This is a genomic window from Polycladidibacter stylochi, assembly GCF_001562055.1.
Lineage (GTDB): Bacteria > Pseudomonadota > Alphaproteobacteria > Rhizobiales > Stappiaceae > Pseudovibrio > Pseudovibrio stylochi.
In genome coordinates, this window is the sequence record NZ_LLWE01000024.1 from 105582 (window position 1) to 120155 (window position 14574).

At 46.5% G+C, this 14574-nt stretch carries 16 protein-coding genes; 4 read left to right on the forward strand and 12 right to left on the reverse strand.

Features of this window, described 5'->3' with window-relative positions; all coding sequences use genetic code 11:
- Position 1: 1 nt before the first annotated feature.
- Complete coding sequence (locus tag AYK67_RS06890) at positions 2–1246, forward strand: quaternary amine ABC transporter ATP-binding protein (RefSeq protein ID WP_068085266.1); 1245 nt, start codon at positions 2–4, stop codon at positions 1244–1246.
- A 248-nt stretch (positions 1247–1494) separates the two neighbouring features.
- The gene (locus AYK67_RS06895) at positions 1495–1926 is read left to right on the forward strand and encodes a hypothetical protein (RefSeq protein ID WP_068084142.1); all 432 of its coding nucleotides are present in this window, start codon (positions 1495–1497) and stop codon (positions 1924–1926) included.
- Between the two features lie 6 nt (positions 1927–1932).
- On the opposite strand, the gene folK is transcribed toward AYK67_RS06895, so the two are convergent.
- From folK to AYK67_RS06915, 4 genes are all read right to left on the reverse strand, one after another.
- Entirely contained in the window at positions 1933–2430 is a 498-nt protein-coding gene (folK, locus tag AYK67_RS06900) for a 2-amino-4-hydroxy-6-hydroxymethyldihydropteridine diphosphokinase (protein WP_244266896.1), read from the reverse strand.
- A gap of 2 nt (positions 2431–2432) precedes the next feature.
- Entirely contained in the window at positions 2433–3251 is an 819-nt protein-coding gene (folP, locus tag AYK67_RS06905) for a dihydropteroate synthase (RefSeq protein ID WP_244266890.1), read from the reverse strand.
- A gap of 178 nt (positions 3252–3429) precedes the next feature.
- Positions 3430–5247 (reverse strand): translational GTPase TypA, encoded by a 1818-nt coding sequence (typA, locus tag AYK67_RS06910; RefSeq protein WP_068084144.1) that lies wholly within the window; start codon positions 5245–5247, stop codon positions 3430–3432.
- A 166-nt stretch (positions 5248–5413) separates the two neighbouring features.
- Complete coding sequence (locus AYK67_RS06915; protein WP_068084151.1) at positions 5414–5812, reverse strand: hypothetical protein; 399 nt, start codon at positions 5810–5812, stop codon at positions 5414–5416.
- 308 nt (positions 5813–6120) lie between these two features.
- Here AYK67_RS06915 and AYK67_RS06920 point away from each other — a divergent pair, with 308 nt between their 5' ends.
- The gene (locus AYK67_RS06920; protein ID WP_082735686.1) at positions 6121–6585 is read left to right on the forward strand and encodes a MarR family winged helix-turn-helix transcriptional regulator; all 465 of its coding nucleotides are present in this window, start codon (positions 6121–6123) and stop codon (positions 6583–6585) included.
- Positions 6586–6681: 96 nt separating this feature from the next.
- Here the strand turns inward: AYK67_RS06920 and AYK67_RS06925 are convergent, their stop codons facing one another.
- The 8 genes from AYK67_RS06925 to AYK67_RS06965 form a co-directional block, all read right to left on the reverse strand.
- The gene (locus AYK67_RS06925) at positions 6682–7563 is read right to left on the reverse strand and encodes a 3-hydroxybutyryl-CoA dehydrogenase (protein ID WP_068084152.1); all 882 of its coding nucleotides are present in this window, start codon (positions 7561–7563) and stop codon (positions 6682–6684) included.
- A 156-nt stretch (positions 7564–7719) separates the two neighbouring features.
- A complete protein-coding gene (locus AYK67_RS06930) occupies positions 7720–8649 on the reverse strand; it encodes an electron transfer flavoprotein subunit alpha/FixB family protein (protein WP_068084154.1) in 930 nt (309 codons plus the stop codon).
- Between the two features lie 20 nt (positions 8650–8669).
- Positions 8670–9419 carry an electron transfer flavoprotein subunit beta/FixA family protein gene (locus AYK67_RS06935; RefSeq protein WP_068084157.1) on the reverse strand — a complete coding sequence of 250 codons (750 nt, stop codon included), beginning with the start codon at positions 9417–9419 and terminating at the stop codon, positions 8670–8672.
- A 484-nt stretch (positions 9420–9903) separates the two neighbouring features.
- Positions 9904–10494: a cob(I)yrinic acid a,c-diamide adenosyltransferase gene (locus AYK67_RS06945; RefSeq protein ID WP_068085275.1), complete on the reverse strand. Its 591-nt coding sequence runs from the start codon at positions 10492–10494 to the stop codon at positions 9904–9906.
- A 33-nt stretch (positions 10495–10527) separates the two neighbouring features.
- Positions 10528–10722, reverse strand: a complete 195-nt coding sequence (locus AYK67_RS06950) for a twin transmembrane helix small protein (protein WP_068084161.1) — start codon at positions 10720–10722, stop codon at positions 10528–10530.
- A 34-nt stretch (positions 10723–10756) separates the two neighbouring features.
- On the reverse strand, positions 10757–11269 hold the full coding sequence (locus tag AYK67_RS06955) for a TspO/MBR family protein (RefSeq protein ID WP_068084163.1): 513 nt from the start codon (positions 11267–11269) through the stop codon (positions 10757–10759).
- Between the two features lie 50 nt (positions 11270–11319).
- Entirely contained in the window at positions 11320–12165 is an 846-nt protein-coding gene (locus AYK67_RS06960; protein WP_068084164.1) for an SDR family oxidoreductase, read from the reverse strand.
- A gap of 36 nt (positions 12166–12201) precedes the next feature.
- Positions 12202–13446, reverse strand: a complete 1245-nt coding sequence (locus AYK67_RS06965) for a ubiquinone biosynthesis hydroxylase (RefSeq protein ID WP_068084168.1) — start codon at positions 13444–13446, stop codon at positions 12202–12204.
- A 205-nt stretch (positions 13447–13651) separates the two neighbouring features.
- Here AYK67_RS06965 and tesB point away from each other — a divergent pair, with 205 nt between their 5' ends.
- Positions 13652–14515: an acyl-CoA thioesterase II gene (tesB, locus tag AYK67_RS06970; RefSeq protein WP_068084170.1), complete on the forward strand. Its 864-nt coding sequence runs from the start codon at positions 13652–13654 to the stop codon at positions 14513–14515.
- The last annotated feature ends 59 nt before the right edge of the window (positions 14516–14574 follow it).

Genomic DNA, 14574 nt, shown 5'->3' on the forward strand with positions numbered 1-14574 from the left:
AATGACTGTCATATCCGTTAAAAATGTAACTAAGATTTTTGGAAAAAACCCAAACCAGGTTTTGGACCTTGTTAAAAAAGGTATGGGTAAAGAACAGCTTTTAAAAGAAACTGGTCACACGCTTGGTTTACATAATATCTCGCTAGATATCAAAAAAGGCGAGATCTTTGTTATCATGGGCCTATCCGGTAGCGGTAAATCCACTCTTATCCGCCACTTTAACCGTCTGATAGATCCCACTGATGGCCAAATCCTCGTTGATGGCAAGAACGTCCTCTCCCTATCTATTAAAGAGCTAGAAGCCTTCCGTCGTAAGAAAATGTCGATGGTGTTTCAACGCTTTGGTTTAATGCCTCATAGGACTGTTTTGCAAAATGTTGCGTACGGTCTTGAAATACAAGGCATTCCAAAATTAGAGCGTCATAAAATCGCTGAAGAGTGGATCGAAGCCGTTGGTCTGCAGGGCTATGGCCACCAGTACCCTAGCCAGCTCTCAGGCGGCATGCAGCAACGTGTTGGTTTAGCAAGAGCACTCGCAACAAATGCAGATATCTTGCTCATGGACGAAGCTTTCTCAGCGCTTGACCCGCTCATTCGTTCCCAAATGCAAGATCAGCTGGTTGAGTTGCAAGAGAAACTGCAAAAGACCATTATTTTCATAACACACGATCTGGATGAGGCCCTTAGAATTGGTGATAAAATTGCAATTCTTAAGGATGGCGTGCTCTCGCAAATTGGAACGCCAGCCGAAATTCTAACGAACCCGGCAGATGATTATGTAAGTGCCTTTGTTCGTGATGTGAACCGTGCGCGTGTTTTAACTGTCGATACAGTAATGAAACCACCTCACTATCGTATCACCACAGACAACATGGAACGTGCATTGGCCGAAATGCATCGCAAAGGTCATGATTATGGCTATGTGATTGAGGATGATGAGTATCGCGGGGTCGTAACCCGTGAAGATCTCGCTCAAGAGGTTGCCAAACCAGGCAAGTCACCATCTCTTTTTGATTATGCAGATGATAGTTCGACGATTGTAACAGGACACACACTAGAAGAAGCGCTACCAGTTACGCTTGATTGTGATCACCCTGTACCTGTTGTTAACGATGAAGGGCAACTTGAAGGTGTCTTGCACCCGGAAGAGGTCGGTTCGGCTTTATCTCCAGAGCCAACAAACCAAGATGATGATAATGACACATTACCATCGAGGGCAGTCGCATTAGAGAAAAAAGCTTCCTGATATAAAAGGCTGAGGGTTGCTCTCTCAGCCTTTTCCCTTATTAAACTGGTATGAATGACTAGCCACAACCATTTTTCAATTTAAACAATACAGTCCAATACGAATATAGCAATATTTTTGCTTTGGATTATAATATAATTTTCATTACCTATTCACGCAAAGTCTTCTAATAGACCAACATCATACTAAATAGAGCATTGCTTGCGCCTATAGAAGGTTATATATATTTTCTATTGAGCGGGGATACGATGCGTAATTTCTTTATTATATTTTTACTGTTTATTTCTTCATGTCGCACTTACGATTATCAAACTGATAGTGGAAGGCCCGAGATACTATACAATACAGAGGCGCAGCAAACCAAACGATTGCTAATCGAAAAATTAACTAAACATAATTTCATCATAGAAACCCAAACAAAAAATGCTATTTATGTAATTATCCCGCCCGAAAAGAAACTCGAACTATACAAATATGCAAGTATAATTCCAGAAAATGAGTATACCCTTCATATAATATTGGTTCCTAAAGGTATCAAAACACGCGTCATCACAAACTTGACGACCACATTCGAAGAGGGGACACAAAATGAACAAGTTATTTCAGCTATGACCCCTCAAAGCCAAAAGAGCATAAAGCGCTGGCTTGAGCTACCAAGCCGGATACCCGATGGGCACTAAACAATCTCAAGCATACTCTTTTTCGTATAAAGTAATACCCGCTAAGTCTTTACTATGCTGGAGTGCGCCGCGAACAGTTTGTTGCTTATTAATCGGTCCATCAGGCCATATTTCTGCAAGTGGCATGAGCACAAAACCCCGCTCACTCATTCTAGGATGAGGAATAATTAGCGCATCACTCGTATGCTCAATGCCTTCAATCAACAATAAATCAATGTCAATTGTTCTCGGACCCCACCGAACCTCTCTTGTACGCCCTAGCATTTGCTCAACTTGCAAACAGTGGCGTAACAGCTCCTCAGGTTCAAGTGAAGTTCTCACGGTAATACAACAGTTTCTATAATAATCCTGTGCAACAGGCCCCCAAGGTGGGGTACGATAATCACGTGATCGCGAGCAAAGCTCTACACGTGGGTGTTTGCATAATAAATCTACGGCCTGATCAATATAGTTTTTAGTATCACCTATATTAGAGCCAAGCCCAAGGGCAGCTTTCTTCAACACGCTCAATTGGACTGCCCCCATTTTCGATAGGCAGCTATAATTTCGCAAATCTCAACGTGCTCTTTCACATCGTGAGCCCGAACAATATCAGCGCCCTTTTGAAGTGCTAAACTATGGACAGCTAAACTACCTGCCAGCCTTTCCTCAGGTTCGTTATTTAAAACGCGTCCGATCATGCTTTTACGTGATGCACCAACAAGTAATGGCCGCTCAAAACTCTGAAATTCCTCGAAACAAGCAAGAACACGGTAGTTTTGTTCTAGCGTTTTCCCAAAACCAAAACCCGGGTCAAGTATTTGCTTTTCTTTAGGTATTCCTGCGCGATCAGCTTTAGCAATTGAAGCCTCAAACCCACGTTTCACGTCACTTACAATATCAATATCAGGGTCAACTTCTAATCGGTTATGCATCATAACCACATGCGCTTCAGCATCGGCAACAACATCAGCCATAGCCGCATCACGTTGCAATCCCCAGACATCATTCACAACTTGCACACCGAGTTCGCAAGCCTGCTTGGCAACACGTGCTTTATAACTATCAATCGACAAAACAACAGGCAGTTCGCGAAGCTGCTCAAGAACAGGAATAACCCGTTTCAACTCTTCTTCCGCATCAACCTCAACTGCCCCGGGGCGTGTAGATTCCCCACCCACATCTATTAGCTTAGCGCCGTTTTTGATCATTAAATCCGCATGGATAATAGCCGCCTTCGCAGCATTAAACTGCCCACCGTCCGAAAAACTGTCCGGTGTTACATTCAATATACCCATAACCAACGGCTGATCCGGGTTCAATTTCAGGGGAAGCCGGTCTTTCAAAAGGCGCTCCAGTTTTCAAAGTCAGACAACAAGTCCCCTTAGACGAAACCAGGCATATAGACAAGCCAAATACTCTCTAGAATTAAGAGAGTTAAACCATTCTTGGAGAAAAGAATAAAGAAGACTTCTCATGTAAAATTATCAAGGCGCAATGATTGCGCCTTGATATAAAGCGATTTTAGCCTTTATTTGCAGCCCGTTCTGCGCGTTTACGCTCATGCGGGCACAGCAATGCTTTACGTAAACGAATAGATTCAGGCGTCACTTCTACCAATTCATCATCAGCAATGTAGGAAAGCGCACCCTCAAGGCTCAGCTTCATTGGCGTTGTCAACTTAACTGCATCGTCTTTACCAGCAGAACGAATGTTAGTCAGCTGCTTGCCCTTGAGCACATTCACTTCCAGATCGTTACCACGGGTATGCTCGCCAACAATCATGCCCTGATACACTTTTGTACCCGGATCAATCATCATTGGACCGCGATCTTCAAGGTTGAACAATGCATAGGCAACAGCTTCACCCTGACCGTTGGAAAGCAGAACACCGGTATGACGTCCTTGAATCGTACCTTTATAAGGTGCGTATTCATGGAACACACGGTTGAAGATCGCAGAACCGCGCGTATCAGACATCAACTCGGCCTGATAACCGATCAAACCACGTGTCGGCGCATGGAATACCAAACGGGTACGGCCACCACCAGAAGGGCGCATCTCAAGCAATTCAGCCTTGCGCTCTGTAAGCTTTTGCACAACGGCACCTGAGAACTCTTCATCCACATCGATGATAACTTCTTCGATTGGCTCAAGGCGGTTCCCAGCTTCATCTTCTTGGTAAACCACACGCGGACGGCCAACACAAAGCTCGAAGCCCTCACGGCGCATGTTTTCAATCAAGATGGCCAGCAAAAGTTCACCACGTCCGGAAACGATGAAAGCATCCGCTTCATCGGTTTCTTCAATACGCAGCGCAACGTTACCTTCAGCTTCCTTAAACAGACGCTCGCGAATAACACGAGATTGCACTTTCGTGCCCTCTGTACCGGCCAGCGGACCGTCGTTAACGCGGAACATCATAGAAAGGGTAGGCGGGTCAATTGGCTGTGCCTGGATTGGCTCACCTACAGCAGGGTCAACAATAGTATCCGCCACTGTTGCTTTCGTCAGGCCAGCAATAGAAACAATGTCTCCGGCTTCACCTTCTTCAATCGGCTGACGCTCAAGACCACGGAAAGCAAGCACCTTGGAGATACGACCCGATTCAATCAGGCTACCATCACGGGAAAGTGCCTTAACGGCCATATTGGGCTTTACAACGCCTGAAGCAACACGACCTGTCAAAATGCGGCCCAAGAATGGGTCGGATTCAATTGTTGTGGCCAGCAGACGGAATTCACCTTCTTCAGATTCTGGCGGCGAAACCTTTTCCAAAATCATATCAAACAAAGGTGCCATGCTCTCTTGCGGTCCGTGTGGCTCAAGTGCCATCCACTCTTGTTTGGCGCTACCGTAGACAACAGGGAAATCCAGCTGCTCTTCGTTAGCGTCCAAAGAAGCAAACAGATCAAATACCTCATCCAGCACTTCTTCAGCGCGCTGTTCCGGCTTATCAATCTTGTTAATGGCAACAATTGGCTTCAGACCAAGCTTCAAAGCTTTACCAAGCACAAATTTAGTTTGTGGCATTGGCCCTTCTGCGGCATCCACCAATAGCACCACACCATCAACCATATGCAAAATACGCTCAACTTCACCACCAAAGTCAGCGTGGCCTGGCGTATCAACAATATTAATACGTGTATCGTTCCAAACGAGAGACGTATTCTTGGCAAGAATGGTAATGCCGCGCTCACGCTCGATGTCGTTAGAGTCCATCATGCGTTCTTCAGTACGCTGGTTGTCCCGGAATACGCCAGACTGTTTCAGCAAGACGTCAATAAGTGTTGTTTTCCCGTGGTCAACGTGGGCGATAATCGCGATATTGCGAAGTTCCATGCAGGCTCCATAAAGCACAGCCGAGCTTGATGTCAGCCAATCTTGTTAGTGCTGACTTTATAGCTGTGCGGTTAGTTTCGTTCGGAATTTGCAGGTCTTCTACAGCATTTGTGGAAAAAATAAAATAGCTTCTACGATATTGGCTGCATAAAAAGCAAAAGCACAACTAACCCATATGGTAAAATTGCCAATCTTCATAGGTTAACAACCCTTCACGACGAAGCACACGCGTAGCGGGTAGGGTCGCGGCCAATTCATAGCCGTAGACCCAAAAGCACGTATCAGCCCCAATACCACATAAATCAAAAACCACATCTTCCGGTAACATTATTTCTTGTTTTGGTTTTATTCTATGCACAACACCATTGAACTTTACAATCAGATCGCAATTAAGCGGTGAAATTACATCACTCGCTTCAGAGTATAAATTGCGCAGTATTTTGTCTCTCCTGCTAGATTTCAAAACACACTGATAACCCAGTTCAACTAAGCTTCTTTTAATATTTTCAAAAGCTTCTTCCTCTATGCAACCTGACTTAACATCACTTCTATTAACTTTAAGCACTGTGATTGAACCACTTATAATTCTAATGTTGTCAAATACTAATTTACCTGTATGTAGAATACTATTAGTATTTTTATAAAGATCATTCCTTAGTAGTAGTTCGAAAATTCACAATTTCACCCCTTCAATTCACACTCTATTACAATTAAACACCGGCTTTTCCTTGGATATTTTAGAAATATCACGTAGAGTGATCACGTAGGGTACGCGCTTAGATTGCATCTTGATATTTCAATATGCATGACGTGTGTCTGTTTTTGCATGCAATTTAGTATTTTCATTTTATTTTGATAAGGATACCAGATTATATGACGAACCTCTTAGATACAGTAGAAACAACGCCTGCAGCACAACAACAAGAATCATATGTTTTTCTTGTTCAAGACCTTGCTAGGTTGCTACGTAAGTTTATTGAAAAAGAGCTCGCCAAAGCCGGGCTTGGCATAACACCATCTGGTGCACGCGTTCTTTTTTACTCGCTTGCATTTCCCGGATTACGTCAAAACCAACTCGCAGAACGTATGTCACTTGACCCGATGACACTGGTAGGTCACCTAGACATTCTTGAAGAACAAAAGCTAGTTGAGAGAAAGCCTGATCCAGAAGATAGGCGGTGTAATATTGTCGCCTTAACACCCCAAGCCATGGAGCTATTGAAAGAGGTCAAGCAGGTTGGCCTCAAGGCTCAAGCGCAAGCATATGGTGATTTAAGTGACAGCGAATTAGAGCAAGCATATATTTTGCTAAAAAAAATGCGCGATAATTTGTTGTAGTCGCTCGCCAATATAAAAAGCCCGGACCACTATCCGGGCTTTAGCGTTAGTTTTGCTTGTTACGAAAACAAGAGAGCAAAAGAAACAAAATAAACCTTATCGCGTTGGTACAGGTACTTCACCGCGATAGTCATAAAAACCACGCTGGCTTTTACGGCCAAGCCATCCAGCTTCTACATACTTAACAAGAAGCGGGCAGGGGCGGTACTTCGTATCAGCCAAGCCCTCGTAAAGCACCTGCATAATCGAAAGGCAGGTATCCAGACCAATGAAATCTGCAAGTTGCAACGGCCCCATAGGGTGGTTCGCACCAAGACGCATAGCGGTATCGATTGCCTCAACAGAGCCCACACCTTCGTATAGGGTATAGATAGCTTCGTTAATCATTGGTAGCAGAATACGGTTGACCATAAACGCTGGAAAATCTTCCGAAACGGCATTGGTCTTACCTAACTTTTCAGTAAAATTCCTGCAAGATTCAAAGGTCGCGTCATCCGTTGCAATACCGCGTACCAGTTCCACCAGTTCCATTATTGGCACCGGGTTCATAAAATGTATGCCAATAAACTTTTCAGGCCGATCCGTTGTCGCAGCCAAGCGCGTAATCGAAATAGAAGAAGTATTGGTACCCAAAATCGCTTCAGGCTTCAAAATTGGGCAAACCGCCGTGTAAACCTTGCGTTTGATCTGCTCATTTTCACTTACAGCTTCAACAACCAAGTCAGCATCACTAAAGATATTAACATCAGTCGAGCTTTGAATAAGCCCCAGAGCTGCATCGCGCTGTGCTTCAGTTATGGTACCTTTTGCAATTTGCCGGTCCATATTACCATGAATGCTAACAAGGCCTTCATCAATACGTTCCTGGCTAATATCCAGCATAACCACGTCAATGCCCGCGAGAGCACAAACATGCGCAATACCATTTCCCATTTGCCCGGCACCGACAACGCCGACTTTTTTTATTTCGACTACCATAGTCTGATCCAGATCATCTTGTGTGTGACAGCGCCCACAACTGGGACAAATGCCATTATCCTTGCTTGGCCCCAATGTGGCAAGACTTCGTGAAAACAGCAAGAACCCCAGAACGAAAAATTCCCGTCCTGAGGCTCTTTCTTCTCATCTTTTCGTTTATATTGCCTGTTCTAACTCTGGTAAAACATCAAATAGGTCTGCAACCAAGCCATAATCAGCAACTTGGAAAATCGGAGCTTCCTCGTCCTTATTGATAGCAACAATAACCTTGGAGTCTTTCATACCAGCCAAGTGCTGGATAGCCCCGGATATACCGCAGGCAATATAAAGCTCAGGCGCAACCACTTTACCCGTCTGCCCCACCTGCAAATCATTAGGTGCATATCCCGCATCTACCGCAGCACGCGAGGCACCAATAGCGGCCCCCAGCTTATCCGCAACAGGCACAATAACTTCCTGAAATTTCTCGGAAGAACCAAGCGCACGACCACCAGATATAATTATTTTAGCAGAAGCCAGCTCAGGCCGATCAGACTGGCTGAGTTCCTCACCAACAAACGCGCTTATCTCACTACCACCTGCAGCCTCGACAGTCTCAATGGGGGCATTACCACCAGCTTCAGCCGCAGCAAATGTCGAAGTACGAACAGTGATGACCTTTTTAGCATCGCTCGTTTGTACTGTCTGAATGGCGTTGCCCGCATAAATAGGGCGCTCAAAAGTAGTTGCATCAACCACTTTAATGATTTCAGAAACCTGCATTACATCCAGCTTTGCAGCCAAACGTGGCATAATGTTTTTGCCAGTAGTGGTCGCAGCCGCTACAAATGTGTTGTAGTTATCAGCAAGAGAAAGCATCAATGCTGCAACCGGTTCAGCCAGGTGGTGTTCCAGTACATCGGCATCAGCATGCAAGACCTTAGCAACGCCATCCAGCTTAGCAGCTTCAGTGCAAACATCACCGCTATTTGCACCTGCGACAAGAACATGGACCTCTTCACCCAATGCCAGCGCTGCAGTTAAAGCCTTTGCAGTGGCCTCATTTAACGCACCATTACTATGTTCAGCCAATAAAAGTGTTGTCATCGTATTGCCTCCTGTCAGACTTAAAGTACACCAGCTTCGTTTTTCAGCTTGTCAACAAGCTCACTCACACTGGCAACTTTGACACCTGCCTGACGCCCTGCTGGCTCGGTGGTTTTCAAAACTTTCAGTCTCGGGCTAATATCAACCCCATAGTCAGCAACTGTTTTCTCATCAACTGGCTTTTTCTTGGCCTTCATAATGTTTGGCAATGTCGCATAACGCGGTTCGTTCAAGCGCAAATCAGTTGTAATAATCGCCGGTAAAGCCAGTTTGACGGTTTGCAAACCACCATCTACCTCACGGGTAACAGCAACACCATCATCTGCGACCTCAACATTCGAGGCAAAAGTGCCTTGTGGCCAATCCAGCAATGCAGCCAGCATCTGCCCTGTCTGGTTGCTGTCGTCATCAATCGCCTGCTTGCCAAGAATAACCAGTCCTGGCTCTTCAGCCTCCACAACAGCTTTCAATAGCTTGGCCACAGCCAGCGGCTCAACATTTTCATCTGTATTAATCAAAATGCCGCGATCCGCGCCCATTGCAAGGCCCGTACGAATTGTTTCGCCCGCTTGTTTAGGCCCAATAGAAACCAGCACGACCTCTTCAGCCTTGCCAGCTTCTTTAATCTTTAATGCCTCTTCAACGGATATCTCGTCGAACGGATTCATAGACATTTTAACGTTCGCCAGCTCAACACCGCTCTCGTCAGCTTTCACTCGAACTTTCACGTTATAATCGACGACCCGTTTTACAGGTACGAGAATTTTCATGGTATATACCTCCACCAAACCAATCGCCTTGCGCTACCCAAAAGCAGCACCCCAAAAGACCCAAAGGTTTCGCCTGATTGCAGTGCAACATCACACTTTCTTTGCAGCGACGGTAATAATCCCACAGCAAACTGTCAACGCGCAAACAGGTGATAATTCAAAGCGGCCCCAACCATTGTATAGTACGCTAACTATATGAAACGAGCGTTTTTTCCGTCAAAAGTTCGGGTTCGGCTTCTGTCCAGTTCTACCAAATACCTAACGTTTAGGTAAAGGTTCTAAACATATCTAATCATGTAAAAACTTATTGGGAGTTGGCCGCAGCCCTTAAGATGGTTTTCTCAACTACAAAAAATGGCCAAAACTACATGTTAGAGACAAACCGCATCAAAGAAGCGTTGGTGCACTCCAAAACAATCTGTGGGTAGACGCATCATCTCTATTAGATCGCATTTTGAGGCGTTCAAACCCATTCAAGAAAAACCTAGTCGCCCGCGCCCAAGCGATGTTTACCAGGAACCCATAATACATCCCCTTGCCCAAGCTCGTTCACATAACGTGAAGCAACAAAAAGCAAATCGGAAAGCCTATTGAGGTATTTAGGAGCCGCAGGGTTAACAGCCTCAATCTCCGCCAATGCATAGGCAAGACGCTCGGCCCGCCGCACGACAGTGCGCCCATGGTGTAATTGCGCAGCAACCTTGCAGCCACCGGGTAATACAAATGAGCGCAAAGGCTTTAAATCACTATTTAAACTGTCAATTTGGTTTTCAAGCCAACTCACTTGCGTAGCTTGAACACGCAGCGCACTACCTTCTTCTTCCTCTTCTGAAGTGGGGGTTGCAAGGTCCGCACCAACATCAAACAAATCATTTTGAATATGAAAGATAATAGCATCAATGGCTCGGTGTCTAGGTTCACAAAAGCTACGCACAATACCCAAAATGGCATTAGCCTCATCTACCGTACCATAAGCTTCGATACGTAAATCATGCTTCACACGGCGCTCACCATTACTCAGCGCTGTCGTCCCGCTATCACCCGTGCGGGTATAAATCTTATTTAGTATGACCATGTCATCACCTGAAAAAATGCCAATCGGCATATGTTAGTTTAAGTAGCCATACCACATGCCCACAACAATAATCGCTATGGCCACAAATTGCAGTAGTACCCGCAGGCGCATCAGTTTTTGTGAGCGGTTACTTGTCCCGCCGCGCATCATATTCCAAAGGCCAAGAAACAACACGATAGCAACAGCAAGTAGCGCTAATGGCAAGGCATAGGTAAATACACTTTCCATACATAACCCCCCAACGACTGTGCCAGACATTACATTAGCTATTAATGCGTATAATAGCGCCGTTCAAAACCGCTGCAAACGAAATCCAGCATACGTAGGGGAAAAATAGCCAAAACGAATAGGTATTACGGCCCCAAAAAGCTTTTAAAAGCCACAAGCTCACCACAATAAGGCCAACTAAAACGGCAAACGCTCCCTCCAGATTGTGCCAGCCAAAGAAAAACTGCGACCACAATCCATTCCCGATAAGCATTAATATAGCCCCCACCTGCAAAGCAAACTTCCGCGTATCGCGCTGTTGGACTTTTTCCACTTGCTGCGGCAATTCAACTGCCAACCAGATTGCCAGGGTGATTGCTATATATAGCAATGTCCAAACAGGTGCGAAAACCCAATTCGGAGGGCTAAAACTAGGCTTGTTGAGTGTTTGATACCAACCAGCAATTTCAGAGCTTGTTACAATTCCGCTGAAAGTAGCCACCGCATAACAAAGTAGTGCCCAGCCCAAAAGGCGTAACCAGACACGCTTATTGGTAATGCGTTTCATGACAACTACTCCCTCTCTCAAATGCAGTTTACAGCAAGAATAGCGAAACCTTACTCCTCACTTTTCGCCGCAAGACGTAAAAAAGCATCCAGCCCCTTAGTAGAAAGCACACGCCGTAGCACCGCCATAAGCTTAGTGGGAAAAGTTACAAAATAGCGCGGCTTTGCTTTATCGGCCTCAATCGCATGAATTAGCTTTTCAACCACCGCATCAGGTTGCAGCTTGAACTTTGTGGTCCCGCCCTTACTTAGCATGGAAAGACGCCGCTCATAACTTTTAGCAAATGGTGATTTTGTCTTGGCTTCTTCGCCAATTTCTTCAAAAAACATCTTCACTGCAGTTTTTGAAAACTCGGTCGCAATCGGCCCCGGCTCAATCAGGCTCACCTGTATTCCAGTACCATGCAGCTCAAGACGCAACGTATCCGTATAGCCCTCCAAAGCAAACTTGGTCGCATTATAAGCGCCGCGATAATCCATCGCCACCAGACCGAGCACCGAAGAGCATTGCACAATACGCCCTTGCTCTTGCTGGCGCATAACCGGAATGACAAGGCGAGTCAGCTCATGCCAGCCAAAGAAGTTGGTTTCAAACTGCCGTCGCAGCGCATCTACGGGCAAATCCTCAATGGCTCCCGGTAAGCCATAGGCACCGTTGTTGAACAATGCATCCAACTTGCCATCGCTCCATTCCAGCGTTTTTTCAAAAGCTCTATGAATGCTCTGGCTGTCTTGATAGTCAAGCTGAACACAATCCAGCCCTTCTCCAATGAGCCGCTCCACATCCGCTTGCTTGCGGCAGCTGGCCATTACCCGCCAACCGCGCTCTTGCAACATATGCGCAGCACGATAGCCAATGCCTGTGGAACAGCCTGTAATCAAAATTGTTTTTTGCACGTCGAGTACCTACCACCAATGAATTTCAGCAATCGTCTATAGCTCATGTCCCAGCAACAACTTTGGCGTCGGTCCACTCATCCCCGCAGCCTCGCCAATAAAGGCCTTTTTCAACATTGGCAGACGCTCCACCACACCCAAACCAAAGTCGCGCGCAAAGCGCAGCGGATCAACATTGTTAGAAAACAACCGGTTTAAAACATCGGTGGTCACACCCATTTGCCAGGTATCAAAACGCCGCCAGCTTTCGTAACGCTCCAGAATGTGCGTGCTGCCAATATCAAGCCCCAGTCGGTGCGCATCCACCAACACCTCAGCCAGTGCAGCCACATCTTTAAAACCAAAATTCAATCCTTGCCCAGCGATAGGATGAATACCATGGGCAGAATCCCCCGCCAATGCAAAACGCGGTTTCACAAAAGAGCGTGCCAAAGTCAGGTTCAGCGGAAAGGCTTGGCGCGGCCCATCCAGCTTCAAAGCCCCCAGATGATGGCCAAAGCGCCGCTCCAGCTCGATCTCAAAGGTAAAATCATCTGCCTTGACCAAGCGCTCGGCTTCCAGCGACTTCTCTGTCCAGACAATAGAAGAGCGGTTGCCCTTTAATGGCAAAATAGCAAAGGGACCTGATGGCAAAAAGTGTTCCTCAGCCCGCCCGTTATGCTCCCGCTCATGCGCCACAGTCGTTACAATTCCGCTTTGATTATACGACCAACGGTTACATGAAATTCCGGCCAAACCGCGCAATTGGGAGCGTACACCATCAGCTGCAACCAAAAGTCGGGCCTGCAAAATGGCACCCGAGCCAAGCGTTACGGTTGTTTTACCCGCTTCAACGGCAAAATCCTGAACACGGTCAGGGGCAAACACATCAACGCCCTCGTTCACCGCGCTATCATACAGTGCCCCAACCATATGATTGTTTTGCACCATATGGGCAAACGGCTCACCATCTTTCACTTCGCCGGAAAATGTCAGGAAAACAGGGCGCACGCTGTCATTCAATTTGCTGTCAGTCACAATCATTTCATGAATTGGCTGTGCCTCTGGCTCTAGCTGGTACCAAATGCCCAACTGCTCCAGCATACGTGCCGCACCTGCTGCAATGGCAGAGGAGCGAGGATCATTCTCGATGGCGCTGCGCGGCCGCAGATCAATCACAGCAACTTGCATTGATGGTTCGGACTGTTTGAGCGCCAGTGCGAGCGTCAGCCCCACATAGCCCCCACCACCAATCACAACGTCATAAAGGGGCGCGTTGGTTGCTTGATCCGCTGTAACCATCAATTTTTCTTTCCCGTTCTTTAGAAGGCAAATTCCTCAAGGGTGCAATTTATGTGCTTAAAGCAACCTCGTCCTTCTAAGTACTCCCACAGATTGCATGGGCGACAAAATCACACCTAAACACATGTTTGGTTGACTTTTACGTCAACAAAACTCTTTAGTGCAAGTTTAGTTTATAACACCAGTTAAGCGGAAAATATCGTTCATGAGCAATGCTGTCGACAGTCTTTTAGGTATCCTTAACCTAGAACAGCTGGAACACAACCTATTTCGCGGTCTAAGCCCCAAAGAAGGCTGGCAGCGTGTGTTTGGCGGACAGGTTATCGGCCAAGCGCTTGTTGCCGCTTACAGAACGGTACCCAGCGAGCGCACCAACCATTCTTTACATGGCTATTTTTTACGTGCTGGCGACCCTGAGGTACCTATTATTTATGAAGTGGACCGCATTCGCGATGGCGGTAGCTTTACCACCAGAAGAGTGGTGGCTATCCAGCATGGTCAGGCAATTTTCTCCATGGCAGCCTCTTTTCAAGTTCGGGAAGACGGGCTGAACCATCAAATTGAGATGCCACAAGTGCCCCAGCCAGAAGACCTGCCCAGCGAGGAAGACCTCAAGGAAAAATTTATTGAACACGCCCCGGAGCCTGTTCGCAAATACTTCCAAAGAAAACGTCCAATTGAGCTACGCCCGGTTGAATTGGAGCGCTATTTTTCCAAAAAACCTTTTCCCGCAAAGCAAAATGTCTGGGTTAGAGCGACAGCACCGCTGCCAGATGACCCAAGAATGCACCAGTGCGTGCTCTCTTACGCTTCAGACATGACCTTGCTAGACACAGCGCTACATGTTCACGGTCTTTCCGTCTTTGATCCCTCGGTACAGGTTGCAAGCCTTGACCATGCCATGTGGTTCCATAGTGATTTTCGGGCAGATGACTGGCTGCTTTACACACAAGACAGCCCGGCAACCATGGGCGGTCGCGCTTTCACTCGTGGATTACTCTACACGAGAGAAGGCAAACTAGTCGCCTCAACCTCGCAAGAAGGCTTGATGCGCGAGCGAACCAAATAGCCAAGCCCCACTCCAGCATCTCATTGCTCCAGTATCCTCTCAAAGTGCAAGGGACACCT

Coding starts and splice junctions, on each gene's coding strand:
- AYK67_RS06935 (WP_068084157.1), bottom strand. CDS start 9,419: ATGAAAATTCTCGTACCTGTAAAACGGGTCGTCGATTATAACGTGAAA.
- AYK67_RS06930 (WP_068084154.1), bottom strand. CDS start 8,649: ATGACAACACTTTTATTGGCTGAACATAGTAATGGTGCGTTAAATGAG.
- AYK67_RS06895 (WP_068084142.1), top strand. CDS start 1,495: ATGCGTAATTTCTTTATTATATTTTTACTGTTTATTTCTTCATGTCGC.
- AYK67_RS06955 (WP_068084163.1), bottom strand. CDS start 11,269: ATGAAACGCATTACCAATAAGCGTGTCTGGTTACGCCTTTTGGGCTGG.
- AYK67_RS06925 (WP_068084152.1), bottom strand. CDS start 7,563: ATGGTAGTCGAAATAAAAAAAGTCGGCGTTGTCGGTGCCGGGCAAATG.
- typA (WP_068084144.1), bottom strand. CDS start 5,247: ATGGAACTTCGCAATATCGCGATTATCGCCCACGTTGACCACGGGAAA.
- tesB (WP_068084170.1), top strand. CDS start 13,652: ATGAGCAATGCTGTCGACAGTCTTTTAGGTATCCTTAACCTAGAACAG.
- AYK67_RS06950 (WP_068084161.1), bottom strand. CDS start 10,722: ATGGAAAGTGTATTTACCTATGCCTTGCCATTAGCGCTACTTGCTGTT.
- AYK67_RS06890 (WP_068085266.1), top strand. CDS start 2: ATGACTGTCATATCCGTTAAAAATGTAACTAAGATTTTTGGAAAAAAC.
- AYK67_RS06965 (WP_068084168.1), bottom strand. CDS start 13,446: ATGGTTACAGCGGATCAAGCAACCAACGCGCCCCTTTATGACGTTGTG.
- AYK67_RS06945 (WP_068085275.1), bottom strand. CDS start 10,494: ATGGTCATACTAAATAAGATTTATACCCGCACGGGTGATAGCGGGACG.
- AYK67_RS06920 (WP_082735686.1), top strand. CDS start 6,121: ATGACGAACCTCTTAGATACAGTAGAAACAACGCCTGCAGCACAACAA.